General features: G+C 38.7%; 19 protein-coding genes. 17 read left to right on the plus strand and 2 right to left on the minus strand.

The window, feature by feature from the left end; all coding sequences use genetic code 11:
- Positions 1–31 precede the first annotated feature (31 nt).
- Positions 32–5,098 carry an Eco57I restriction-modification methylase domain-containing protein gene (locus tag H5058_RS10490; RefSeq protein ID WP_182678067.1) on the minus strand — a complete coding sequence of 1,689 codons (5,067 nt, stop codon included), beginning with the start codon at positions 5,096–5,098 and terminating at the stop codon, positions 32–34.
- 224 nt (positions 5,099–5,322) lie between these two features.
- Here H5058_RS10490 and H5058_RS10495 point away from each other — a divergent pair, with 224 nt between their 5' ends.
- A complete protein-coding gene (locus H5058_RS10495) occupies positions 5,323–5,490 on the plus strand; it encodes a hypothetical protein (RefSeq protein WP_182678069.1) in 168 nt (55 codons plus the stop codon).
- Between the two features lie 58 nt (positions 5,491–5,548).
- Here H5058_RS10495 and H5058_RS10500 read toward each other — a convergent pair whose 3' ends face one another.
- Positions 5,549–6,388 carry a hypothetical protein gene (locus tag H5058_RS10500; protein ID WP_182678071.1) on the minus strand — a complete coding sequence of 280 codons (840 nt, stop codon included), beginning with the start codon at positions 6,386–6,388 and terminating at the stop codon, positions 5,549–5,551.
- A 177-nt stretch (positions 6,389–6,565) separates the two neighbouring features.
- On the opposite strand from H5058_RS10500, the gene H5058_RS10505 reads away from it, so the two are divergent.
- The 16 genes from H5058_RS10505 to H5058_RS10580 all read left to right on the plus strand — a co-directional run.
- The gene (locus H5058_RS10505) at positions 6,566–7,087 is read left to right on the plus strand and encodes a hypothetical protein (RefSeq protein ID WP_182678073.1); all 522 of its coding nucleotides are present in this window, start codon (positions 6,566–6,568) and stop codon (positions 7,085–7,087) included.
- Positions 7,088–7,601: 514 nt separating this feature from the next.
- Positions 7,602–7,925 (plus strand): hypothetical protein, encoded by a 324-nt coding sequence (locus H5058_RS10510; RefSeq protein WP_182678075.1) that lies wholly within the window; start codon positions 7,602–7,604, stop codon positions 7,923–7,925.
- A gap of 8 nt (positions 7,926–7,933) precedes the next feature.
- Positions 7,934–8,728 carry a thioredoxin fold domain-containing protein gene (locus H5058_RS10515; RefSeq protein WP_182678077.1) on the plus strand — a complete coding sequence of 265 codons (795 nt, stop codon included), beginning with the start codon at positions 7,934–7,936 and terminating at the stop codon, positions 8,726–8,728.
- 87 nt (positions 8,729–8,815) lie between these two features.
- Positions 8,816–9,337, plus strand: coding sequence for a hypothetical protein (locus H5058_RS10520; RefSeq protein ID WP_182678079.1), 522 nt, complete (start codon positions 8,816–8,818; stop codon positions 9,335–9,337).
- Between the two features lie 78 nt (positions 9,338–9,415).
- Positions 9,416–9,859: a hypothetical protein gene (locus tag H5058_RS10525; protein WP_182678082.1), complete on the plus strand. Its 444-nt coding sequence runs from the start codon at positions 9,416–9,418 to the stop codon at positions 9,857–9,859.
- A 15-nt stretch (positions 9,860–9,874) separates the two neighbouring features.
- Positions 9,875–10,255, plus strand: a complete 381-nt coding sequence (locus H5058_RS10530) for a TraR/DksA family transcriptional regulator (RefSeq protein ID WP_182678084.1) — start codon at positions 9,875–9,877, stop codon at positions 10,253–10,255.
- Between the two features lie 368 nt (positions 10,256–10,623).
- Entirely contained in the window at positions 10,624–12,996 is a 2,373-nt protein-coding gene (locus H5058_RS10535) for an Ig-like domain-containing protein (protein WP_182678086.1), read from the plus strand.
- Positions 12,997–13,488: 492 nt separating this feature from the next.
- Positions 13,489–13,860, plus strand: a complete 372-nt coding sequence (locus H5058_RS10540) for a hypothetical protein (protein ID WP_182678089.1) — start codon at positions 13,489–13,491, stop codon at positions 13,858–13,860.
- A 198-nt stretch (positions 13,861–14,058) separates the two neighbouring features.
- Entirely contained in the window at positions 14,059–15,519 is a 1,461-nt protein-coding gene (locus H5058_RS10545; RefSeq protein WP_182678091.1) for an HNH endonuclease, read from the plus strand.
- A gap of 443 nt (positions 15,520–15,962) precedes the next feature.
- Positions 15,963–18,338 (plus strand): Ig-like domain-containing protein, encoded by a 2,376-nt coding sequence (locus tag H5058_RS10550; protein WP_182678092.1) that lies wholly within the window; start codon positions 15,963–15,965, stop codon positions 18,336–18,338.
- Between the two features lie 365 nt (positions 18,339–18,703).
- Positions 18,704–22,918, plus strand: a complete 4,215-nt coding sequence (locus H5058_RS10555) for an Ig-like domain-containing protein (protein ID WP_182678094.1) — start codon at positions 18,704–18,706, stop codon at positions 22,916–22,918.
- Positions 22,919–22,977: 59 nt separating this feature from the next.
- Entirely contained in the window at positions 22,978–23,307 is a 330-nt protein-coding gene (locus H5058_RS10560) for a hypothetical protein (RefSeq protein WP_182678096.1), read from the plus strand.
- 412 nt (positions 23,308–23,719) lie between these two features.
- Positions 23,720–24,253, plus strand: a complete 534-nt coding sequence (locus H5058_RS10565) for a S26 family signal peptidase (protein ID WP_182678098.1) — start codon at positions 23,720–23,722, stop codon at positions 24,251–24,253.
- Complete coding sequence (locus H5058_RS10570; RefSeq protein WP_182678100.1) at positions 24,240–25,589, plus strand: TrbC family F-type conjugative pilus assembly protein; 1,350 nt, start codon at positions 24,240–24,242, stop codon at positions 25,587–25,589. Before H5058_RS10565 ends, H5058_RS10570 begins: the two co-directional genes overlap by 14 nt.
- Before the next feature lie 4 nt (positions 25,590–25,593).
- The gene (locus H5058_RS10575; RefSeq protein WP_182678102.1) at positions 25,594–25,731 is read left to right on the plus strand and encodes a hypothetical protein; all 138 of its coding nucleotides are present in this window, start codon (positions 25,594–25,596) and stop codon (positions 25,729–25,731) included.
- Positions 25,732–25,733: 2 nt separating this feature from the next.
- Positions 25,734–26,744: TraU family protein (locus tag H5058_RS10580; RefSeq protein WP_182678104.1), on the plus strand; the 1,011-nt coding region annotated here is incomplete at its 3' end.

The raw sequence follows: 26,744 nt of genomic DNA on the forward strand, positions 1-26,744 counted from the left end.
TTACCGCCTAACATTTACACTCTAACTAGCTTTATGCCGTTTGCCCGGCAGTGTTATTTTCTGACTCCATAAGTTCGTGTTTTATTTCATTCAAACGTACTTTTGCAGCAATTAAAGCTTCGAGATTATTAAACGGCTTTCCTAGTTCAGCACTGGCCGTTTTAAGGTTTATCTGAGTTTCGTTTAAAAGGCGTTGTTGCCATTCAAGTTGTTTGTATAAACCTTTAAGTAAGTTAACTACCGTTGATATTATTGTATTTGGGCTTTTTTGCACATTAGCATTTATTGTTGTTCTGTATGCATGATTACCACGTATAACAAATTCATAACCACGAAAAGTAGACTCAATATCAATGACAAACCCACAGTACCGCATGACTTCAACTGATTCTGCCTTGTTAAACCTAAAGCTTTTAAGCTCTTGTAATAGAAGCTCACCAGCTGTAGTAAACTTATCTATTTGATAGCCACCAACCACGGCACTAAACACACCCTTTGGTAATTTATTAGCTTCAAAACGAGCCATATCTTTTTTTATGTTTTCTACTGCGTCTGCTATGTCCTCAGAATCTTGAGTTAACTTTTTAATAGAACCTTCATATTGATGCTGTTGCTGCTGGTGGCGTTTTTGTTGAAAACTTAGCCTTTCTACTTCTTTTTTGACTTTAAGAAGCTCTAACAATAAATAATTTCCTGACACCTCAGCTTTTATCTCTGCAAATGTCATAGTGTCACCGCTTATGTCACTTATTTTTCTTTCGTTTGATTTAAAAGACCTAAAAGACTCAATCCATGAACTTTTGTTCTGTAATACCTGATACAGGTACGCGTCTAGGCTCTGCTTTGTGGCATAGTAATTGACAATAATTCCATCAAAATCCCTTGGGTTTGACTGGTAAATGAGATTTCCTTGCCTCTCCACTCTGCCGCTTCTCTGTGTCATGCATGAAGGTTTGTAAGTGGGATCTAGGTGATGCACGGCAACAGCCAGTTTATTAACATTGGCCCCAGTTCCCATAACAGCAGTGCTTGCAATTACGACACGCTTTACACCGTTATTAATTTGTAAGTAAAACTCTTCTTTAGCTTTAGGGGTTTTATAATCTTGAGCAAAAGCGATCTCATGCTCTGGTATGCCACCCTCAATAAGCTTCGCTTTTATATCCTCATAAACAGAGAAATTAGATTCAGCAGCAAAAACTTGATCGCTACCCATTGCTTCAAGCTCTTTAACGGCTGCATCATCACCTTGAGCGGCTTTAACTTTTAAATCCGATATTTGTTTGCGTAGCTTTTCTTTTCCTTTATTTGGTGTTGAAAGGTCACAAAATATTAATTGGGTACCCTTAACATTTTCATATTTTCTATGAATTTTAATTACTTCATCAGCGCAAGCCCGAGCTTTTGAGTTTGGATTTTCACTTGCTAATGGATCTAATATACGCAGGTCTAAGCTGGCGCAGCGAGCATGAAACATTAACAACAACATGTTGTCGTTTTCAATTGGTGACTGTTTGAAGTTTTTAGCGCGGCCAACTAAGTTGTTTTGTATAAAATCAAATTGTTCATTAGATGGTTCTACAAATATTGTATTTGGTTTGCCACCCGCTAAAGGTGGTATTAAGTTATAACCACCCTCAAGTTTAGGTAGGAAATCATCTAATTGAGCTTTTGTTACCGTTTCTGCAATACATGCATATTTGGCTTGTAGTTCAGATAAATTAATGAATTGGCGGAGTCTTGTTACTGGTTTAAAACCTGCACCTGTAGCGTCGATTTCAAATTCAGTAGTACAGCTAGCAAATAAATCGGCCCAAGTATCCAACCAATGCATGTTTTGTGCTTTCAAGTCGTCGTAACAAAGGAATTTTTGTAAAGTAAACAATTCAATTATACTATTGCTAATAGGTGTACCAGTAGAAAATACAATACCAGCATGATCATATTTTTGGTTAAGGTAACGTGTTTTAACAAACAAATCCCAAGCGCGTTGTGATCCTTTCGGGTTTCCCATTCCGCGAACATTAGCTAATGCAGCCGTGTTATAGCATAAGTTTTTATAACCGTGCGATTCATCTACACATAAAGAATCAAATCCTAGCTCGCCAAAATCAAGCGTTTCGTCTTTTGACTTGCGATTTGTTAATTGCTCTAAATTAAACTCTAAATCACGTAATTTTGTTTCTATTCTTTTAACAGAGAACTTATCTCCTAAAAGCGCCATAGCATTTCTAGCTTCTGCTATTTCCTCTTCTATTAGTAACTTTTCTGACTCAGCAGGCAGCGGTATGGCCTTAAAAGTAGACTCAGGAATAAGAACTATTTTTGCTCCGGTTTTTATGCGGTTTAAGGTTTCACGGCGCTTTGATGCACTCATATCTTCAGGTGCTAAAACTAACAGCTTTTCAAGAGGGTAAAGGCGTAGCCACTCAATCGCAATCTGTTGTACTAAGTGATTTGGAAGAACTACGGCCGTGCGATTTTTAATCCCAAGCCTGTGCCAGCTGTGAACAATACTAGCTATAGTGAATGTTTTACCACCACCGACAGCAATATCTAATAGTAAAGATCCTTGCTCCAATGAGCGACGAACACAGGTTTTTTGGTGGGGGCGCAATTCAATTTGCATGCTTTGATCTGGAAATTCTAACATTTCACCTGAATAAACAGGGCGAACATGGCGGTTAAATTGCTCATTATAAATGTTTTCCAGCCTTTCTCTGCGAGTAGGGCAGCTCCACACCCAGTCCTCAAACCGCGCTTTAATTTCAGTTGCGATACCTTCTACTTGAAGTGTGGCCTCTTTATTTACTAACGTACCGCCGCTAGGTAGTGATGTGCGAACAATTAGGCTTTTATTAGCATATAAGCGAGGAATTATTTTAGATGCAGGGTAATCAGCAATACCATATTGCTTTGTATCAACAAGCGAAGCTACACCACTTAGATTGACATGCCATTGACCTAAAGTGTGCTCAGCATCCACTCTACATTCTAGTAGTTGCTTAATGAACTCTTTAACAACATCACTAGGTAGCCAGCCAGCGTTAAGCTCTACTGAAATATCAACAGCTGGTATATGCTTAGGTTGAACTTTTTTAAGGGCATCATAATTAACTACAAGCTCAGGTAAGCTTTGAATTAGCGACTCTACAACACTCAGTTTGCGCTTAACATCACCTGATAGGTAAGATTCTGCAAATTCAAACTTTGAGGTTTCAGGGTTTTTAAATATAAAGCTCCCCACAAGAGCGTTTTTAACGGTATAAATATTCTCGTTACATAGCGCAGCAATTTTATTAAGGTCTATTTCATTGCTATAGTTCCAAACAAGCCACATTGCGTCTATTGGGTTGCTAGCTGTAGTAGGCATAACCCATGGTTTGATTATACGCTCACTAAAAATCTCAGCTTTTGATGCGCTTGGTTTAACAGGTTTAACATTTAGTCGCTTAGCTTGCTCTTTAGTTACACCACGTTGAAAGTCAACCTCAAGACTAGCTAAGTTAGCGTAAAATGGATCGGTTCCAAACGCTCGGCGGTTCGCCGTTTCTTGTAAATAACCGTTTTTAGCAACGAATGCATCATACACAGCGTTAAGCTCTAACCTACAGTTTTCAATATCAGCATCAGGCTTATCGTCACGCTCAAGCGTTAGTAGATTATTAAAAACCTCTTTCACTTTAACCATGGCTTTAATTCGCTGCTCACGCTTGCTCGATAATGCTTGCATAACTTCAAACACGGGTTGATCGCTATAATCACCTTTTCTAACAGCAATCTGACCATCATCTGTAATGGCATAGCCACCTTCTGCAATATAATCGCCGCCGGTTACGCTAGCATGTATAGGCTCAATAAAGGTAGCGCACTCTACTTGGTCGCATTTACTGTATATATCGGCTGGGAAGTGGCTATTTAACGCCTGCTTTACATCTGAAACAAGGTCCACTGAGTTTGAAACACACTGCACTTGCTTGGCTTGTAGGCCTTTTTGAATTTCCATGCTACCTAAAACAGCACTTGGATTTTGAACGAAGTAATCATTTAATAAGTAAGACTCGCCACCAGCTAAAGGCTTTTCTGTGCAGGTAACCCAGTTAGCATTAGATGCACAGGCACTGCTTGAGCGCTGAAAAAGTAACACATCAACAGAAGCGTTAGCGCCAGAGTGATTTAAAAACACCTCTTTTGGTAAACGAATGGCACCTTTTAGATCTGCTAAATTTGCTGCAATCTCACGTGCTTTTGTTGATTTAGAGTCAAAAAATGAAGTTGTAACAATAGCAGCCATTAAGCCACCGTCACGCAATGCCTTTAAGCCTTTGCATATAAAGTAATTGTGTAAGCTCAAGCCTGATAACGATGAATCAAACTTATCAAATACTTTAGCAGCCCCAAAAGGTGGGTTTTGTATAACCAAGTCTTGACTTGATTTTAAATTAAGCTGCTCAAAACCCTTGCCACCATAAATTGTGGCGTTAGGGTATAAGTGCTCTAAAATTTCTGAGCTTAAATTATCCAACTCTACAAGGGTCACTTCTGAGTCTGTATACATAGCATCGGGCATTGGGCTTATCAACCCACCTACACCAGCAGAAGTATCGCAAATTTTACCTGATTTAAACCCTGCTTTTTCGAGCAAATCATAAATGCCACGGCTTAAATAAAAAGGTGTGTAAAAGGCTGATATAGTTGATGCCCGAGCGCTTGAATATTCTTGATCACTTAGTAACGACTTTACTTGTTCACGTTTTGCTTTTAGTTTCGTGTTAGCTTCATCAAAAACCTGACTTACAGCCCCCCAGCCTGAATATAGGGAGAGTTTAGATTGCTCCTTACGAGTAGGGGCACTGTTGCGTGAACGTAAAGCATTAAGCACCTCAATAGCCGTTACGTTAGCCTTAAAGCGCTGAGTAAATGTAGATGGGGTATCTGCAGTATGAGTAGTCAAAAAATCTTTCGCCGGAGCCATAATGTAATCGATTTTGGCTTTGCTCGCGTTGTTGTGATGCTCAGTGTATTTGTTTAGCTCATTAGAAGAGCCAAAAAATAATCCCGTTTGACCTGATTCATGTAGCACTGTTTGAAATGACATTTAAAACCTCATACGCCTTAAGTTAGGCAAGCTAAATTTGTTTAATAGACATATAAGAACACGTAACTTAAAACGCGCAACTGTATAAAACGCTATTAATTTAACTTGCAACCTGATGAGTGTTAGTGGATATTTGAATGTGGTTGAAATACAGAAGGACAGTTAAAATCTGTTCGTTTGTGCGTGACTGACACATATTTATTTTAAGCTTATGGGATGTTTTAATGTTTCACTTATTTAAAGACGGGCAATACTGGGTTTGGGCTAGCGAGTGGGCTTATGAATATGGCTTTATGCCTAGATTTAAGTGTGATAACCGGGAGCAGCTAGAGCAGTTTTATAGTCAAAACGGCCTTGTACTCGGATCGTTAAAAAATAAAAATATAAGATAACAATAACTCTTAATTTAAATGCTATCCGATAATACCCAGCGTTAAAAGTTGCAATAAATTATGACCTAACAAATATAAATCCTATGCTGTATCGAATAATGGTCATAACTAAAGCCAACATCATCATTAGCAAAGCTAAACTGAGCGACATTAAAATACATAGAGAAAAAACCATTGATATAGAGATAAGGAAGTTCTCTAATATCATAGTGAAATCTTTTTCAAACCAACTGAAACCCCACCTTAATACTGTAAGTAGCAAAACAATTATCACACCACCTTTTAAAGCGCCTTTCATATCTGCAGGGGAGGGGGATAGATGCAAGGAAATTGCAGCCGTCAAGTAGGCCCAAATATAAAACATTTGTGGCGATTCATCGGCAGCCTCACTCAATATGCTAATTAAGTTATTCAAATCTACATGGAGCGCACTGACAAAGCTAACTACACCTGAAACATCCCGGTAAGAACTAGCCGAATAATAAATCAAGTCAAATATAGAGTTGGAGGCTGGAAGCATCAATTTTGTTAGTAGGGCAATAACAATGACGCCGCCAAACAAGGGGGCTATACCAATAGGAAAGTTCATTGCTTCTTGATACAGGCTGTTCCGATTGTAAGAGTGAGTTACATAACCAAAAACCCCATCATGCTTAGGTGATTTTAAAAGCCTTACGCTTGTTACCTTGTGACCTCCTAAAAGGCATAAAAACCAATGGCTTAACTCATGAATAGGAACACCTATGGTTGCACTTAAATATGTATAACTCCTACCAAATAACTTTAGGAAAAGGCCACTTACTAATCTTTGCAATAGATACAGAACAGTTATAAAGCCCAGCAATATACTTGACGATTTTACCAAGATATAAAGTGTATCTAAAATTGCATTAACCATTTAATGTGAAAGCCTATTATATAACCCATCTAATAATTCTAACAAAAAACACTTGCGGATAGATATTTATTACGCAAACTAATGACACACAAGTGAGCACTGTAGGCTAGTCAGCAACATTTAGACTGCTTCTATGTGCACTACACTAAAAACATACAAATTAATTTGGAGCAAGCTTTGACTACTAACTCACAAGAACATAAACACAATGAAATTCAATTAGCTGCCGTTAAAGAGCAAATCGCTAGACTACAGTTATTTTTTAATAACAATTCTATCTGCACCATTGTAGGGATGGATTTAATTTCTGATTTCATTGATCACACAAATGATGGCGGCGCTATTATTTTAATGGAAAGTGATAATGAGTTAGTTGAACCAGATAATAATTCAGATCCAATGTTAGAACTGTATTTAGCAGCCCAAGAGGTACTTGATACTGGCCTAACTAAAGAAGACTACCTAGTTATAGATAATGTATTTTCTGACAATCTAGCTATTAATAATGATTATGAAGATAAAGACGAAGGTGCTGCAGAAGATCCAGTATTGCGAGGCGCTTTCTTAGATGCATTATTTGGTGCTGGTCATGAAGACAATCAATCCCCAGTAGACGGCTCTGTAGCTTTGATAGCATGCTTAGCTATATTTTTACGCACTGCAGATATAACTCCCGGTGAAGGCAAATCGATTCACTAGAGGCTTCTGTGACAGAGCACAATAAACTGGAAGTAATTGCACCACTTCTAAAACTAACTGCTTGGATTGTAAAGCACAAAGTTAATACATCTTGGGTTTCTATTGATATAAGAGCAAAAAGCTTGTGTGGCATGATGCTAACCACAATAAGTTACAAAGATGGAGTAGGTAATCAAATACCTATAGCTGTAGATGTTAAGTGGTGTGAACTAATAGGCGACCTCATAAAAAAACTTTCTAGCACTGAAAAGTCGCTGAAAAAAATGTTTTTTAAATTATTACCCTCGGGAAAATTCGACTTCAAGGTATATAACTGAAAAATAAGCCAACTTTTTATCCGTTGGCTTATTTAATAATTTATAGTTTATATAATTAAATCAGTTACTTATTGATATGGCGCAACGCCGCCAAATAACTACCCCTAAATCCACCTATAAAATCGACGCAGGACGTTGGTTAGTTAAGTATAAATGCACAGTCAAAAAGTTATACATAACAGTTGGGTAGAATTAAATTGTCAGTATTTACCAAGAAATTTAACAATGCAGGTATATCTACGCTTGAGCAACTTATGCTTGAGCTTATTAACCTTCGGGTTAAAAGTGGCTGGGCTAAAGCAACATTAAATGCTGAATACCACTGCGGAATGATGATCACCACACTTACTGAAACAGACAGGAGTGGTGCAATACGCCTAATACAAATTCCAACTGAATATTGCGAACGACTGAATAAATTTAGAGATTTATTTTCATCAAGGTTTAAAAAGCCGATCAAAAAAATTACTTTCGAAATCACATCGAAAGGCGCTTACGAAATTACATTAAAAGAGGTTTAAAGGTAATCATGAAACAATATAAAAGTAGCATTTCAGCATTGTTAATTGCAGGAGCCATGACTCTTGGTACGGCAGTGACAGCCAATGCTTCCGATATAACCCCACCGCCACAACTTAGCTCACTTATAAATAATGGCATGGTTGAGGTTGTTGAGTCCTTTAAACATGACTCTTTGACTGGCTGGCTGGTGGAGAACCAAGGTGAATATCACTTGTACTGGGCAACAGCTGACAATTATGTAATTGCAGGACCTTTGATAGATCAAACCGGTATCAATTTAACCTCTAAGTATCTAGCTGCTAAGAAACCAAGCCCGAACTATGACGACCTTTATTCTGACTTCAAAAAGAATGCAACTATTGTAGCAACCAAGCCAGAGCGCGTTGAAAAAGGAAGTAAGGGGGCGTTATATGTATTTGTTGAACCGTATTGTGGTTGGTGCTCTAAGTTAGAAGCAGATTTAGAGCCAGCAATAGCAGCAGGCCTTGATGTGCGATTTGTGCCAGTGGCATTTTTAAATGCACGTAGCGGCGACGTTATTGAGCATATACTTACATCAGAAAACCCAGCTCAAGCCATGGTTGATCATAGAAAACTTAAAGAAAGTCGCCAGCAGGTAAACACTAAACCTATTACAAATGCTACCCGTGAGCAAATTGAACAAAATAGCGAGTTCATGCGTAAGTTTGGCATCAGAGGTACACCTGGGCTCGTATATGAACAAGAGGGTAATGTTCGGATAGGTGGGTATATGAAAGGTGCGCAGCTAAACCAATTAGTAAGAGAGTTAAGTTCTCAATAGAATCCAACTAAGCCCATTATCAATGGGCTTTTATACATATGGTTTAAACTTTTCTACGCAATAAAATCTAAATACAATGGAATTGAAATGATAAAACATTATAGCGCTCTAGTTTTGAGTATTTCTTTATTAGTTTCTATAGCAACACCTCTCGCTGTCAATCAAGCACAAGCAAATGAAGTCAATAAGACCAAGAGTAAATATGACAGTAGCAATGATACAGATATTAAGGGGCGCGATATTGATCAAGATGGGTTGCGTGATGATATTCAAGATTATATTGAAAACAACTACGCCGGCCATCCAATACTGAGAGGGGAGTTAATACGATATTCAAAATCGCTGGATGCATTGATGCTGGCAAAAGGCTTAAAAGGAGCAATTGAAGCCACTAAAGGCATCGATGGTACAAAATATTGCGCTCAATCTAAAGGTTATAACTCTGATGAGTTTTTACTTCATACGACTAGAGTTTATAACTTGCAGGTAAATACAAATAAGCGGCTTATTGCAGCCACTTTAGCAGAACGTATGATAATGAACGCAGCTATTTCTATGTCTCGTGACAAACCATATAGTGAATATTGCGAACCTGAAGGACAAATTTAAAATAATCTATCCGCATGGTCTTGCGCTTTTATTATCTAGCGTTAGTATGTTGCCTAAGTTTTATGAATAGGAGTTTTAATGCAATACAGTCTAGTAGATTCGGCCGCTGTAATTGGATTAAATAGTGCAAGATTAAAGGTTGTAAATGCTTCTCCATTACCAACTGATTTGTTTAAGTTGATAAAAAAATCAGGCTTTTGTAAACCCGCGAAATGCTTTGATAATAGCTGGGCTATAGTCAACTCAGATTTACTTTTAAATGCTCAGTATGTTTTAGCGCTTGGCGTAAAAGTGTTGCCTGTAGAGCACGCATTAATTTACTTTAATGGCGCTTACTATGATCCAACTTGGGAGATTAACTTGGGCAGTGTCGGGGTTGAATACTTAGTGATAGAGCAGTGGGCAAAGTCAGACTTAATAGAAGCTGCAAATGCGAGTCGAAACCAGAATGGTAATATTTACCCGCCTATGATCGTTAATTTAAAGCAAAGCTTACAATTTAAATACCTTTTTGATGTTTAGTATAGGATATAAGGAATGCATGAGTTTTTAAAACCTGACCAATTAGGGCATATAATAAAGCAAGTTAATGATGAAATTTCTATGCTTGAGAATGCTCTGAATGAACCAATAAATAAGAATGTTGAAAGCAATGCGCTTGCAGATATTTTAGATCGAGCGGCACTAGAAGAAGAGCGTAAGCAACAATATATTTCACGCTATAGAAACGGTGCGCAGCTGAAGGCGTTGCAACGAGTTAAATTTAGGCTTCAAAAAGAACCTAGCGAATATGGGTATTGTGAAACATGCGGAATTGAAATTCAGTTTAAAAGATTAGTAACAGTGCCAACGGCAGAAAACTGCTCTGATTGCCAATCCATAATTGAAGTTCAAAATAGATATAAGGCGAGGCATTAAAGTAAATGTTTATTATTTTTGAGCGAGGTTCACCAGAATTAGAATTAGCTTGGAATAAATTAAGCGAGCTAAGTATAAATAGAGGTGATAAAGCGTGCTTAGATAGTTTGACGGGCGAAAGATGGCAATATTTATCGTCTAATAAAACACAACATACTTTTAGGCACAGGCGTCACCCACAAACCAAAGAAAGAATGATCATTAACATCCCTGTCGAATAGCTTAAAAGATAAAACAGTATGCTAGGCCCCTGCTAATTTGTTAGTTGGGGCTTTTTAATAACTAGTGCTAGATCGGCTTGTAAAATCAACACTAAACCACCGCTTTTTCTGTATATTTCAAGTATTAACTATTTGGAGTAATTCACGATGAAGATGAAATTTTTATCGGTGGTTTTGTTTTCATGCATAAGCTCAGTTTGTCATGCTGAATTAATGGAAATAGAATTTACAGATACACTTAATAAAACCAAAAAAATAAAGCCGAGTAACGGTGATTATATAAACCCAACTTCACCAATTAAGTTTGTGCTGGCTGGTGGTTTAGATAGAAAGTTTAGCGTTCAATTAATCGATGCCAGTAATAATTCAGTTGAAAAAATAACAACAGATGTAATCACTATAAATGACCGTATAAATGCAGCCGGTAAAGAATTTTATGGTAAGCAAGTCACTTTAAAATTTAAGCCTTTGCAAACAAGCTACACGGCCAAAATAAATTTACTCGATTTATCAGGGGATATTGTTGAAACAGAGACGCTTAGCTTCATTGTTGACACAACCCCACCTGTTATAACTGGCAATATGACATTTATTAGGCATTCTTGGGGTTTTGGAGATATTTCAAAGTTTGATTACTTAAATTCACGAGAGTTTAGGCTGAATGGTATTAGCGATAATAGAAGTGGATTAGATAAAGCCTTTTTTACAGCTCAATTACTTGGCTCTAACGAGGAAAGGGAGGCACCTGTTTCGTTAGATCCAACAGCTGGGCAAGCAAGCTGGCTTAAGCCTAGTGATGGCGTTGCAGGGAGATTATTTTATCAAAAAAGATCTGATTATAAAGTCGGATTTCGTGTTTTAGATAAAGCCGGTAATGAAGCTAGGAGCACTAGAGTATCTGGTTACAACGGTATGTGTGGAAAGAGAACAGTAAGCCATGTTTGGAACCCGATTGCTTCAAAGTGGGATGAGTTCACGCCAGGTATGAAGGTGTATGAAAATCCCTATAAATTCCGAATGCAAGTAGATAAATCAGAGCACGTAGAAACCAATGGTACAGGGCGCTTTGGTTATAACTGGACACCATCACACACGGATGCTAATTACGCTTATCGAGATTTAACTGGTTATGTACCTGCTTCTGCTTCTTATTACACACAATTTACCGATACTGGTTATTGTGGATCAACTTATCAGCGAGAAGCGCCAGTAACGCTTGCCGATGGTGTTGATGCATCACCAAGATATACAGGCATGTCGTATAAAGTTAAAGGGGAACCTAACTGGATTAACAGTAATACAATAAGTAGAAACTCACCCTATACAATAGAACAAATCACGATGAAAGCAGAGGCGCGCGGTTATGAACAAACTGCTACTGTAGTAAGCGTCGGCTCCTGTATTATTCCTAAAAATACTAGTCAGTGTACCATGGATGTTTCTTATACTAGAAACACTGGGTATGGCTATGCACCATATAGTTTAGAGCTTAAATCGGCAGATGGTAGATTTAATGGTCACTTCGGCCACTTGCTCACGTATTGGGATTTTCAGGCACCAGTTGCAATTGATATTCAGCAAGAAAATGAATTTCTTGCGTTCACAGTATTTGATGCTGATGCAGTTAATGACTGGCGCAGACCTAATTGGCTGCCAAGAGTCATGGATGCTTTAGCAACGAATAATGCAACAGGGCAGGTGATCAAGTTACCTTTAGTTGAAAATAATGAGCCAAACTATCAAAGATGGTGGCGAAAACACAGCTTAACCAGTTTGCCCGAAGGTAACTATAAGTTATCAATTCACCTTATTGACACCTACAACAATGAGCGAACTGAGGTGGTTGCTCAAAGTTTCGAGCGTGATGCAACACCGCCGCAAGTCGCTTTTAAAGTAGATGGTAACCCTCTTGGTGACACATTGAGGGGTTTGGAAAATTTGCGTATAAATCTAAGCGACCAAAACCCATCACAAATAACGCAAATACAATTGTTAGGCGGCCCAACAAATGATGATGTTTTTTTGGCTTGGACTAAAGTGGGTGTCGATGAGTATCGGCCAGAATACCCACGAATATACCCCGAGCCCAATTTAGAAGGTGGTTACGAGCTAAAAGTCACGGTGCGTGACTCCCACGGCAATGAAGCTACGCATAAAGCTAAGTTTGCCTACTATCCAGCAAACCTTATAGAAATAGGCAAAAAAGCCACCTTACCGCTTAATGTGCCTTTAAAATTAAGGAATGATCAATATATTGGTGTGGTGCAAAGTAATGTATTGAGGACAGACTCGGGCGCTATAGCCACCGGCCTACAGGATGTTTTCTTTACACTCCGTAGTGATGCTGTTTTTCCTGTTTATTTTGAAGGGCAACTAATTATGCCGGGGCAAACTAAAAAGCTACAAATAAATTTAGGTGAAGAAGGTCTTATATCTTCGCCAGTTTATCCAGCTGAGACTAAAGAGGGCCAAGTTTATTACATGCTTGATATTCCTCAGTTGAGATCCAAGTTTGACTAATGGCTATTACCCATAAATTAAAGAACTAAATTAATTAAACGAACTACCAAAGCCTAATAAAACATTGCGTTTATTAGGCTTTTTATGTTGGAGGACAAAGTATGAAACTCGACAATAAATACTAAAACCATGACAATAAAGTTCGAAACTTTTTTTTCGATGCTATTTGTCTCAGTCTGCCTTTTGTTCTAACAAGCTTTTGCCCCAAACGTGTTAAAGTAATTACTTTATAGGTCGGCTTTGAGCGATAACCGGACATTGATATTTGCTTAATATCGTCGCTAATTTATTGGTTAAACTGCTCTTTGCGCATATTCATAAAAATGAGCGACGCGCGCATATTGTTCTATTTTACTTTTCTTTAAAGTTTTAGAAAGCTAAGTGGTAGTAATACCTTAGGTAATTTGTTAAAACTATATAAAGTAGATAAATGAGCGTTAACTCCCCGGAAATATGCACGATGAGCGCGCTATTTAATTATTAGGTGGTGCTATGAAATCAAACCGTTGTTTACCTCTAATTTTTTGGGCGCTCATACCAATAACTGTAAATGCACAAACACGCGGCGGCATTTGTCAGAGCGCTGTCTGTGATTTTACAGGGGGATTGATAGGCTTAACTTTGCTTGTATTATTTTTTCTTTCTCTTTCTACATCGATAGCTAAACATGGTTTTTGGAGAGGAATTTTTGAACATACAGCAGTGAGGGTTCTGATTGCATATTGTGCAGTGATTGCTGGGTTAATTTTTGCGATGTTGTTAGCTATTGAAGTTTTTGGAAAAATAGGCGGCGTTTTATTGTTCCTCACCATTGCGTTCATGCCTAAGTCTTGGATAAAAGGTATTAAAGAATATGATAAATAAAGTACCTAACAATCTCCATCAAAATGCGCCCGTTGGGTGCTCTACTCGCAACAAGTTGCTCGCGTTTGTGGCGGGCGTTACCAATGCCCGCAATTGGCGCCGAACCTCGCAAATAGTGAGAACCAGTTAGTCAAAAAATTTGATACCTGAAGTCAAGATTTGACTATCGTTGGCTTTTTCATCTGATGAAGGTAAATTATGGATAATCTTTCCTTAAAGGTTAAGCAAGGAATTTTAAAGCTCTATTCAAAAGGAATTAGAGTGGATGGCGCTTTCCAGTTTTTTTCAAAACAGGGTGTAAAACTAAGTGAAACCGAGAAGAAGGAGTTTAGAGAGAAGTATGCAAATAAATCAAATAAAGAAGATTTAAGTAATTTTATAAGCTCATTAGACTTTGATAACGCGAAAAGCAATTACCAAAAAAGTAAAAAACAAAGTAAAAGAAAGTTAGCTAAGAAAAAGCTTGAAATTAAGAAAAAGCTTGAAATGAAAAACTACGGCCCTAAGTTTAATGTAGGGCTGTATCTTCTAGCTAAGGAAAGCTCTGATTCATACCTAAATACTGCATTCGAAATAGATAGTGATGCTTCGCTCATAACCTCCCAAACATATTCTTATGAGGTTGATGAACTTCAGCAAGAAGAGCCAGCCTTAACTAGCCAAAGTGATGAATTACCAGGCCATCTATATGTTTATGATCCAGAAGATGTAAATGAACTTAGTCTTGATGAAATCTCAGAGGTTTGGCTGCATAGGTATGAGCTATGTGGAACAAAAGAAGCAGCGGCAGAGGTGCTTGCTCTTAAAGATGTAAATGATGGAAATGTTGATAGCTATCGAGGATGGGAAAGTTATTTAAATCATGATTATATTACTGAATTTGAAAATAGAATAAAAAGTGATGCTGTCTTTCAGTATGACAACTATGCAAGTCAAAAACAGTTTAAAGTTGATAATCCATTTGATAGAAAAAAATATAGCCGCTCGCAGCTCATTAAGTTGCCTTTAAAACAGATTATAAAATTATGGGAAGAACGAGATTATTCTTTTAATTCAGTTGCAGCCGCTTGTGAAGCTTTAGCAATTATTCGCTATGCCAATAAAATTGATAACCAAAAGAAGCACTGGAAAGCTTTTCTTGAACACCCACAAATTCTTGACTTAGAGTACGATTATGACGAGGCTGGAGATGAATCTGAAGAGAAAAGTAGATTTGCCAAGCCGATTCAGAAAGAGAATTTGGATTTAGAAGCCTTATCTGAGGATAACCGGAGTAGAGTTACTAGAAGTCAGGTTACTAGGGTTGGTCAGCAGGGATTTCGAGCACTCATTCTGGATAATTTCTATTTGAAATGTGCTATATCTAGCAGTGAAGAACAAGCCTTACTTGAGGCTGCACACATTATGCCTTACAAAGGGGCACAATCTAACGTCATTCAGAATGGCTTATGTCTCAGAGTTGATCTCCATCGGTTATTCGATAAGTTTTTAATATCAATTGAACCGCAGACCTTAGAAATAGTTGTTTCTGATAAAGTAAAAGATACCTACTACAAAAATTTTGCAGGAATAAAATTGGGTAGTAGTAAAGTCGGTGTTTCTAAATCATTATTAAAGAGGCACTTTTATCAATTTATGAAGCATAATAAAAATAGCTGAATCTATTTCAGCTGTGCTTTACTTAATCATTGCTGTTAACTGACTTATCATGATTAGGGTTAATACGCGCATATTCGACTCCTCTGTCAGCAACTGGAAGTGAATGGGGTCAAATCTTGACTTTATACATTAAAAATCTTCAATGTCCGCTCATGGCACAGAGCTGTCATTCGACTCTGAAGCGTTTTTGTCCAAAAGTGAGTTTCAATCTTTGTTGTCACAATTTTTCTTTGGATAGGCACGTTGATTGAATCTAAGTATTGATCATGATTGTCATGCATACCTTCTATTGACACAAAAGGAACGAACTGGGAAGGCAAAAAAGTTTCAAACATTGTCTTCCGACATTTTAATAAGTGGTGCTAGATCGGCTTATAAAATCAACACTAAACCGTCGTGTATTATGTATATTTCAAGCATTAGTTAATTAGAGAATAATTTTAATGAGAATTAAGTTTTTAACGGTTGTTTTGCTTTCATGTATAAGCTCAGTTAGCCATGCTGAACTAATTGAAATAGAATTTACAGATACACTTAATAAAACCAAAAAAATAAAGCCGAGTAACGGTGATTATATAAACCCAACGTCACCAATTAAGTTTGTGCTGGCTGGAGGTTTAGATAGAAAGTTTAGCGTCCAATTAATCGATGCCGGTAATAATTCAGTTGAAAAAATAATAACAGATGTAATCACTATAAATGACCGTATAAATGCAGCCGGTAAAGAATTTTATGGTAAGCAAGTCACTTTAAAATTTAAGCCTTTGCAAACAAGCTACACGGCCAAAATAAATTTGCTCGATTTATCAGGTAACATTGTTGAAACAGAGACGTTAAGCTTCATTGTTGACACAACACCACCTGTTATAACTGGCAATATGACATTTCTAAATCACTCAAATGGTAATGGTTCAATAGAAAAGTTTGACTACTTAAGCGCTAGGGAATTTAGGTTAAATGGCATAAGTGACAGCGCGAGCGGATTAGACAAAGCTTTTTTTACAGCTCAATTACTTGGCTCTAACGAGGAAAGGGAGGCACCTGTTTCGTTAGATCCAGTGTCAGGCCAAGCAAGCTGGTTAAAGCCAAGCGATGGTGTTTCACGGAAATTGTTTTATCAAAACAGATCGGATTATACCATTGGCTTTCGTGTTTTAGATAAAGCCGGTAATGAGGCTAGAAAATCACGAGTATCAGGCTGGAATGGCGTTTGCGGTGCCAGATCTGTTAGCCATGTTTGGAACCCAATTGCTACAAAGTGGGATGAGTTCACGCCAGGCATGAAGGTGCATGAAAACCCGTATAAATTCAGAGTTCAAGTAGATAAGTCAGAGCACGTAGCAACCAATGGTACTGGGCGTTTTGGTCATAACTGGAAGCCCTCACATACGGATGCAAGTAATGTATATATTGACTTTACAGCGTATGTACCAGTGACAAGAACATACTACAATCTTTATAGTGACACAGGTAATTGTGGAGCTGTTCACCAAACATTAGCCCCCGTAACTCTAGCATCAGGTGTTGATGAATCCCCGCAACTAGCAGGTTTTCTTTATCGTGTTAAAGGTGAGAGTGAGTGGATCAACAGTGATAACATTAAAAGAAACAAACCCTATACCGTTGAAAATGTGAAAATTAAGGTACAGCCACGAAATTATGAGCAAAAAGCTACGCTTAATGGTTTGGGCGGCCAGTGCATAATCGCGCCTAGAGCCTCCGAGTGCGTTATGAACATTTCGTACTCAAGAAATACAGGGAGTGGCTATGCACCATATACTTTGTATATTGCTTCAACTGATGGCCGCTTCAATGGGCACTACACATATCTTTACTCATACTGGGATTTTCAGGCACCAGTTGCAATTGATATTCAGCAAGAAAATGAATTTCTTGCATTCACAGTATTCGATGCTGATGCGGTTAATGATTGGCGGCGAGGAAATTGGCTACCAAGAGTCATGGATGCTTTAGCAACAAATAATGCAACAGGGCAGGTGATCAAGTTACCTTTAGTTGAAAGTAATGAACCAAACTATCAAAAATGGTGGCGAAAACACAGCTTAAGCAGTTTGCCCGAAGGTAACTATAAGTTATCAATTCACCTTGTTGATACTTATAGCAATGAGCGAACTGAGGTTGTCACTCAAAGTTTTGAGCGTGATGCAACACCGCCGCAAGTTCGTTTTAAAGTTGATGGTAGCCCTCTTGGTGACACATTGAGGGGTTTGGAAAATTTGCGTATAAATTTAAGCGACAAAAACCCATCACAAATAACGCAGATACAATTGTTAGGCGGCCCAACAAATGATGATGTTTTTTTGGCTTGGACTAAAGTGGGTGTCGATGAGTATCGGCCAGAATACCCACGAATATACCCCGAGCCCAATTTAGAGGGTGGTTACGAGCTAAAAGTAACGGTGCGTGACTCCCACGGCAATGAAGCTACTCATAAAGCTAAGTTTGCCTACTACCCAGCAAACCTTATAGAAATAGGTAAAAAAGCCACCTTGCCGCTTAATGCGCCTTTAAAATTAAGGAATGATCAATATATTGGTGTGGTGCAAAGTAATGTATTGAGGACAGACTCGGGCGCTATAGCCACAGGGTTGCAAGATGTATTCTTTACGCTGCGTAGTGATGCTGTTTTCCCTGTGTATTTCGAAGGTCAACTAATTATGCCGGGGCAAACTAAAAAGCTACAAATAAATTTAGGTGAAGAAGGTTTAATATCTTCACCAGTTTACCCAGCTGAGACAAAAGAAGGTCAAGTTTATTACATGCTTGATATTCCTCAGTTGAGATCCAAATTTGACTAACTAGCAGATTACCAATAGAAATTTATTTGGCACATAAAGCATGAAACCCTACTAATTGCCGTGCAGCCCTTTAAATTTGGGCTGTACGGCTGTTGTTTAACCCCATGAAAAAGTTTGAAATTATATATCACTTCAAATTATCGCTTAATTTGCATTCAAACTGAGCTAATGCAGATCACATTTATACTAACTCATTCGTGCTCACGCTTAACATAACCACCAGCAAAAACTCATTGGCTTTATAAAAGTATAAATAGGGTGATGATTTAATACCCTTACAAAGAGGTAGTAATTGGCCATGAACTTAAGAAATTTAGGGTAAATTATACGGGAATTATTCAAGCTCTAAATAACTGGGTGATAACATGAGAGCCACAAAACTAAAAAAACTTGCGATAAGCATTCCGCTTGCCTTGTGCGCCAGTCATGCGGGCGCGAAATCGATTCTTGTAACAGGATCGCTAGAAACCGTCTCGCCAAAAGTATCATTCCCGGCTGCTACTGAGCAGCAAGCTTTTGTTAATCCATTTCAATTATTAGCAAAAGAAGCGGCAAACTCTGGTTGTCGCATAACGGGTGATCCTAACGTAGCTATGGCTGACCATGGTGAAGATTTAGTCTGTTTATATGAATGGACCAAATTACCACAAGGTATGAACGCAGCTGGCTTATCAGCTGATGGTTACTTGGAATATGTAGGGGAGAATGAATTTAAATATGAAATCTCATACTTTTCAGGTAAAAATTTAGAAAAGATAAAAATCAGTGAAGGTTCGCATATTGTTAATGCAATACAGCCAGCTTTGCCGGATTTCTTAGATGTAACTACAAACCTCAGTCATGGCACATACGAGGGCCTAGATGTAACTAGTTACAATAAATCTTCTGGTGTTCAAAGCATTACCATAACTGCAGATACGCGGCCATATAAGCAAATCGCTAGTATATCTGGATTAGGTTCATGTGTAGTTGAGCCTAACGAATCTAGTTGTGATATAGATACGAATAGTCGTAGCGTTGTTACAAACGGTGAAATTACTGGTCAAAATGAACACCTACTAACAATAGATTCAGCTAATGGGTACTTTAAAAAGAATGGCAGAGTGCTGCCTGAAAAGTATAACTTAGCATGGGATTTTAGAACGCCAACGCCAACAGCGCTGCGCATGCAAGCGTTATCACAAGAAAACAGCGACTCAAAGGCTTATGAAATAGAAGGCGTTTCATTCATTGTTGAAAATGAGCAAGCAAAATTAATCGTTGATACACCACACTTTGGCAAGGCTGGCAGTTGGTGGGTTCCTTCTGCGAAAATAGAGCTTTCTCCAGATCCGAGTTTCAAACCTGAAATACCAGTATTTAATGTAAACGGTGTTGATGTTATAGAAACTAATGAAATGGTAAGCCAGCCTCAAGAAACATTCCTACTGCATGCACTTGGGGCACCGGAAGTTTCGAATGGAAAATACATTTTCACATTTAACCTAGCTCAAGTAGCCGATGGTAAATTTATACCTAAAGTATCTTTAAACGATGCTTATGATAATAAAATGTCTCAAACTTTTGATCCTATAACGCTAGATAGGCAGCCACCCGATGTTCAGCTATTTTATTCAGGCAAGCGGTTCTTAGATGAAGGCGTTGTATATTTCTTTGAGAATATGGCTGTAGTAGCTTTAGATACTTTTGATGGTGGAGCTGAAATTCTATCTGTTAAGGTTAATGGCACAGACTTAACTATGGAAGGTGAAAGCCCTTACCTAAAAAAGCTAAAAGGTGCTGAACTGGCTTTAACCCCACAGCGTGAGTACCCATTTGAAGTAAAAGTAAAAGACAATGCAGGCAATATTTTTACAAAGGCCATGACCGTTAGGTATATGCCAATGGACTATAAGTTAAAAGACTCAGAGCTTGAATACTATAAAAAAGTCCAACGTATTGATTTGGATGTTATGCAAACACAAGGTATTAGCTGTGCTTTATATGGCAACGAAGCAGAACTTAACGATAGAAGCTTCAACTATGGTGAGTCACATCGATGCTACCTAGAGTGGACAAGTTTACCAAATGGTACAAATGGTTACTATGTTCGTGGCCAGCACAGTCTTATAGGTAGTTTTGTAAGCAGCTCCGATGAAACACCAAACACTGTAAGCTACCGTGTATGGATGGTCGATTCTTATGGCAATAAAGCTTTGGCGGCAGAGGAAGTAGAAACGTTGAAGGTTTCTTTAGCGCCTGACCCATCTTTAACGGTAACGCAAAAAAATACGATACGAGAAAATATATTCCCAGTTGATTTAACTGGTAGCCGTTTTGCCACTGCAATAGCTAAAGGTATTAATGCCGATCTTGAGCTTTCAGTTGATGATGGTGCAGAGGAGTCCATACTAGTAGCAAGCCAGCGTAAAGGCTATTTCTCACAAACTTCAGCTTATAAAACGTTACAAGTTAATGCAGGTAAACTGTGGGATACCAAAAAGTTCACTGTAACGGCCAAATACGCATTAGCATCTGAGATTAACAGCACCACAGAGCTTGAAACCTTTTACATCCCTTCGCGTCGTATTAGAAGTCGCATTATGACAGAAGAGCTAAGCACGTTGGATACACTAGCACCTGTAGTAAATATGAAAATAGGTATTTACGATAGCTCCGAAAAAGACTTTGTTTACAATAAAGAAGAAATGGGTGAGTGGGTTGTTTATCTGGCTGTAACGCACCGAGACAGAGAATCGCGTGAAACTATTTACACACCAATCACAGAAAAGAAAAAATTTGTGCCTGGTAAGACGCAATTCGAGTTGGATGTAAGTAACGTTGGTTACGGTTCATACCGATTTGTAGCGGTTGCTGACCTAGTTTCGCCTGTTGATGGGTACGAACGTAGAATATTGTCTAATAATGCATTCTATCGCGTATTAAAAGGCGGGAAGCTTGATGGAGATATTAAGTCATATCGTTTAGCCAGTAAAATTCCATTTTCTGCATCGGTTGCATATGAACCTGAAACCAGTGCTGATCGACGTTCAATGGGCGATATAGTTTGGGAAGTATCTGCAAATGGCACAGACAATTGGAAGGCAATTCCTGAGTTTGCAAATAAAACTAGACTTCGACAAGTCATAGATGTTGCTGGTCATTACTATGTCCGCGCAAGAGTAAAAAATAAATATTCTGGCGCCGAAATAATTACAGAGCAGTTAGAATTTTTAGGCTATGAAGTACCTGACCTTCGAACTCAAGGACCTTCGGCACTTTATGAAGGCGAGACTTCAGTTATTAAGCTTATAGATCATGACGATTTTGCACTTGTTGATAGTGGCACAATAGAGTGGTCTTACGACGGTGAAACATGGGAAGAAGGCGGAAACTCACTTGAGGTGATAGGTACGGGTGAGCGAATGCAAATATGGGTACGAATGGCTTACCATGATAACGAGCTTGCAGGCAAAGACAGATTTGACATTGTTCGACACCGAATAGCAGTTAAAAAGCCACAGCCTCTACGCATAAGCATTCAAGCCCCGCGTATTGTTGAAGTAGGTGAGTCATTTACACTAGAGCCAATAGTACGGCTAGCTACTACACAGCTTGAATCTGAAGTAGTTAAAGAGTGGGTGTTACCAGATGGAACAGTAGTTAGCGGTGATAGCATCACTTACACGCCAACTGTGTTTGATGCCGACAAAGGAAATACGCACATTCAATTTCGTACATGGGTTAAGCAGCTGAAAGATGATACATATGCTGTTAAAGATCTTGCAATACGAACTTGGCAATATGAATTCCCTGACTTTAGGTTTGATGTGAATTACCGAACTAAATATGCACCTATAACTGCACACGCAGTAGTTCGTAAGTTAGATCACTTACCTGCACCGGTTGAGTTTACCTATGACTTCCAAATGTTTGAAGGCATGGAAAAAGACCGAGAATCAGGTGACCGCTTGTATTTCACAGCAAGAGAGCCGGGCATTCATCAAATGCGCGTGGTAATTAGCGATGATAGAGGCAACCAGCAAACTATGGTTGAACTCATTGAAGTTGTACCACCACCAAAAACTACAATAGAGTTAAATGGCACATATAGTACGGCTTACATGCGCTACCCATTAGATGCATCTATCCGTAGTCGTGTAATTCTAGGCCACCCAAGCGACCAGATAGATAAATATGAATGGTACTTAGATGGAGAGTTACTGGCTGAGCAGACTGGTTACCGAGCTAATATCGACAACCTAAGCGAAGGCAGCCACATTGTTAAGCTAAAAGTTACATCTAAATTCGGTTTAGTCGAAGAGCAGCTTCTGAGCATCGATGTTGTTCCAAACATAAAACCGACATGTAGCATAAGTTACCGACAATATGCACAAACTATAAAAGTGCAATCAGGTTGCATGGATGCGGATGGGAAAATAGCAACTCACAACTGGTATGTTGATGGGGAAATAAAACATGTTCATGCAAATAACATGTCATTTCCTGCAAAATCAGGCATACCGGTCACAGTTAGGGTTACTGGTTATGATGACAGTGGTGATACTGCAGACGCCACAATAACAATTACCCCAGAGTAAAATGCAAAGCGGCTAGTAATATGGCCGCTTTTTTCTAGTATTAGCAGGAGGGCATGTATTTGAAAAAGATCATTTTAATATTTTTTTTGTTTTTAACAGCTTGTAGCGCTGACAATAAACAGCTTACAAAAGGGCTAGCGAAAGTACAGCTTATTGAAAAATCCCCGTATTACCAAACGCCATTACAAGCATTCTTGGGTACTCATATTGTTAGAGTTGGTGGAAAACTCTACACGACAACTGATATAGAAGGCTATGTTAACGAAGGTACAACAGTTTCAACTATTGAATCAGGAAGTAGCATAAAAGAAATTTGCCAAATTTTATCTGAGGAACTATCTGAGTTTAGGCGATGCTTTTCATTAAGAGAAGTAAAGGGGGCAAGTTAGAGAAACAAAAAAAGCCGAGGCGTAAACCTCGGCTTTTCAGGGGGAAACCACTCCCCAGAGGGAACCACCCCTCTTACTAATCATATCGGAGGATACGACTAACATTATTGGGGAAACCACTCCCCGTAGGCTTACGCCCATGTAACACTGTGGAGGCATTACAAAAACTTCATGACCGCTAATTAGCCATCAACATTAAATTATTTCACAGGGCATAACGAGCCCATCAATCTGATGCGTTAACTATTACATACTCCGAATGTTCTGCAAGTGTTTTTTTTAAAAAAAATCACAAATCAAACGAATTTTGTACGCTTTTATATTATCTCACCCTAAATCGCGGTAGTTATTCAAAGCCGAAGGCTGTCGAAGCTGCCAAAATTAATGCATTAATAATTAGTTAAGGATTGTGGTGAAACACCAATCAGAGGCACAGCTTTCAGGAAAGCTTACAAGCAAACTAAAAGAGCGGCTGGTAAAACCTTTAGTTGTAATAACAGTTTGTACGGTTTCAATAACTAGTTTTAGTAACCGATACACTCTTTTACCACCGATAAGTGAGTACCAGTGCATACCCGGCCGTTTATTTATCATGGATAAAGCTGATCACACTATAAATAAAGGTGACTTGGTTACCTTTAGAGCACAGGGCACTAAGTTATTTGCTGATGGAACACTGTTTACGAAAATATCAGCTGGTGTTGGTGGTGATGTGGTTTCAGTTGGCAGAAGCAATGTAGCTAATGGCAATCGTATTTACCATTCAGATGTAAGTGTTACAGCTAACCATTTAAATATATCGCTGGATGATCTATCCAGAAAGGAAACAATACCTCAAGGTAAGTTATTTGCTTTAGGTTCATTGCCTGGCTCATATGACTCGCGTTTTTGGGGGCTAGTTGATGTCAACAAACAAGTAGTTGGGAAATCTTATGTCATTTTTTAAAAAAACGTTACTTTGCTCATTACTGAATGCAGCTTTAATTGTGCCTGCTATAGCAAACACGAACTCACCTACCCTAAATGAGCAGGATAGAGCGATGCTAGAAAGAAGTAGGGCGATTATGAAAAAATCCATTGAAATGGAAACACCTGATTGGTTGCGCATGTATGATCCTGATGCCGCAGTTCAAAAAACCGAAAGCGGTATTCAAAAATGGATACCTACGGCAAACAATATAACAAACACCTCTGAAGACTACGTTAAAGGCGCAATTAAAAAAGCGTATGGAGTAACAGATGGTAGCCAAATAAAAACAATAGATAATATGCTACGTGAAGATAGCCCTCTATTTCATGGTGAAGAATTGTATTATTTCATATCATTTTCACAGCCTGAAAGTGAAATTAAGGAAATACTACAAGCCGCATCCGATGCAGATGCCCGAGTTATTTTAAAAGGTATGAAGCAGGGCCATAGAATGGTAAATGAAACTGCCCAGTACGCATATCAATTAGGCAAGCATATTTCTCCGTTACCGAAAGTAGCTATTGATCCACGATTATTACAGGTATTCGATATAAATGCCGCGCCATCTATGGTTTACAGAAAGGGCAACAAATTCGTAAAGGTTAATGGTGTGGCTTCTTTAAACTGGTTTATATCTAAGTCCCGCGAAAGCAAGGGGATTACAGATTTAGGCTCAGTATCGAGCACCTATGAAATAGAAGAGCGTGACGTGATTGAGGAAATTCAATCAAGAGCCGCAGCCGTAGACTGGGATGAAAAGCGCCGCAAGGCCATGTCTCGTTATATTAATAAACTACCAGACTTTCACATACCTACAGCAATAAAAGATTCAATTTATAAGCTAGACCCAAGAGTAAAATTTAACAAGGACGTGACAGCAAAAGACGGCTCATTGCTAGCAGTTAAAGGTCAAATAGTTAACCCTGTAGATCATTTTCCCGGTCAGTCAATGACGATATTTATATTTGATGGGCAAAGTGAGGCACAAAAAGCACTTGTAAAGGAAAGAATGAAATCAGCGAAGGGCCAAATAGGTTTAATCACATCAAGAGTAGATAAAGAAAAAGGCTTTGATTATCTAGGCGAGCTAAATAAAGAGTATGGGCAGCAAGTTTATGTACTTCAGAAACGGATAATCGAGAGGTTTAAATTGAGGCATATACCAGCAGAGGTTTATCTTGGTAATGGGCAAATAGTTGTACGGGAGCATGGCCTAAAATCTCAAGACGAAGCACGAATAAAACAAAGGGAAGCTGAGTTCATCAATACAAGCAACTCACCAGAGCAACAAGCTTTAAACAATAAAGGATAAATACATGACAAAAGTAATAACACATTTAATAGCCTTTGTTGCAGGCGTTTGGCTAGCTTTAGAAAACCCATACATTGGCCGAACTATAAAACAGTATGCTGAGATTTTTGTAAGCTGGGTAATTCAATTCGTAGGCGGGTAACAATGAAAAACTTCATAAAAAAAATATCTTCACTCACTAGAACAATAGCGTTTAGTGTTTTGGCTGTTGTTTCACTTAGCTTAATTACGGCCACTCAAGCTACGGCTGCGCCAGTTAGTGATGCTGCATGCCCTGACGCAAAGTATTTTAACAATTTAATAAACCAGTTTTGCTGGTCATGTACCTTGCCATTCAACCTGATGGGTATAGCGAGCAACCCACCGGAAGGTGCTAACGAAGATGCTGGTTGCTTATGCCAAGATGAGCTCGGTGTCCCAGAAGTCGGCTTTAGTGTCGGCTACACTTCACCTGAGTATCTATTAGAAGTAACTACAACTCCTTGGTGCAGTCCCGTTCTTGGGGGGAGCATGCTTCAAAGTGATTTAACCCACTTAGGAACTGCCGGCGGCGGTATGCGCTCCAGCTCATCAACTATGGCAACTTTCCATTATAACTTATTCGCAAATCCTGTATTCAAAATGCTTTCTATGTTTATTATTCCTGAGTGTGATAAAGAGCCCGGTGTAGTGGACTTAGACTTAGCATATATGAGCATGGTTGATATAACTTGGTATAGCGATTTGTTAGCCATGATTTTTAATGCTGATGCTGTTGCATTTGCAAACCCTGTAGCACAGGCAATTTGTATGGTTGATTGTGCAAAAATTGCTAATGGTGGCGATATTGAAGATCAAAACTGGTTCTGTGCTGGATGCGAAGGAAATATGTACCCATTCACCGGCAATATTTCGACAGATAACAACTCGATACGCAGTAGCGCTCTAGTTGTTACTAGGGCGTTAGCATCAATGCATAGACGTGGTTTAGCAAGGACAACATATGGTGAAGATGCAATGTGTGAAAGCGTTTATTCGCCAATGATCCCTAAACCTATGTATAAAGTATCAATGATTTGGCCAAAGGCGGAAGCAGATGGCAATAGGCCAAAAGCGGAAGCAGATGGCAATAGGCCAAAAGCGGAAGCAGATGGCAATAGGCCAAAAGCGGAAGCA

The organism is Pseudoalteromonas sp. SR45-4 (assembly GCF_014163535.1).
In the GTDB taxonomy this organism is placed as follows: domain Bacteria; phylum Pseudomonadota; class Gammaproteobacteria; order Enterobacterales; family Alteromonadaceae; genus Pseudoalteromonas; species Pseudoalteromonas nigrifaciens.

Coding starts and splice junctions, on each gene's coding strand:
- H5058_RS10490 (WP_182678067.1), bottom strand. CDS start 5,098: ATGTCATTTCAAACAGTGCTACATGAATCAGGTCAAACGGGATTATTT.
- H5058_RS10495 (WP_182678069.1), top strand. CDS start 5,323: ATGTTTCACTTATTTAAAGACGGGCAATACTGGGTTTGGGCTAGCGAG.
- H5058_RS10500 (WP_182678071.1), bottom strand. CDS start 6,388: ATGGTTAATGCAATTTTAGATACACTTTATATCTTGGTAAAATCGTCA.
- H5058_RS10515 (WP_182678077.1), top strand. CDS start 7,934: ATGAAACAATATAAAAGTAGCATTTCAGCATTGTTAATTGCAGGAGCC.
- H5058_RS10520 (WP_182678079.1), top strand. CDS start 8,816: ATGATAAAACATTATAGCGCTCTAGTTTTGAGTATTTCTTTATTAGTT.
- H5058_RS10525 (WP_182678082.1), top strand. CDS start 9,416: ATGCAATACAGTCTAGTAGATTCGGCCGCTGTAATTGGATTAAATAGT.
- H5058_RS10530 (WP_182678084.1), top strand. CDS start 9,875: ATGCATGAGTTTTTAAAACCTGACCAATTAGGGCATATAATAAAGCAA.
- H5058_RS10535 (WP_182678086.1), top strand. CDS start 10,624: ATGAAGATGAAATTTTTATCGGTGGTTTTGTTTTCATGCATAAGCTCA.
- H5058_RS10540 (WP_182678089.1), top strand. CDS start 13,489: ATGAAATCAAACCGTTGTTTACCTCTAATTTTTTGGGCGCTCATACCA.
- H5058_RS10545 (WP_182678091.1), top strand. CDS start 14,059: ATGGATAATCTTTCCTTAAAGGTTAAGCAAGGAATTTTAAAGCTCTAT.
- H5058_RS10550 (WP_182678092.1), top strand. CDS start 15,963: ATGAGAATTAAGTTTTTAACGGTTGTTTTGCTTTCATGTATAAGCTCA.
- H5058_RS10555 (WP_182678094.1), top strand. CDS start 18,704: ATGAGAGCCACAAAACTAAAAAAACTTGCGATAAGCATTCCGCTTGCC.
- H5058_RS10570 (WP_182678100.1), top strand. CDS start 24,240: ATGTCATTTTTTAAAAAAACGTTACTTTGCTCATTACTGAATGCAGCT.
- H5058_RS10575 (WP_182678102.1), top strand. CDS start 25,594: ATGACAAAAGTAATAACACATTTAATAGCCTTTGTTGCAGGCGTTTGG.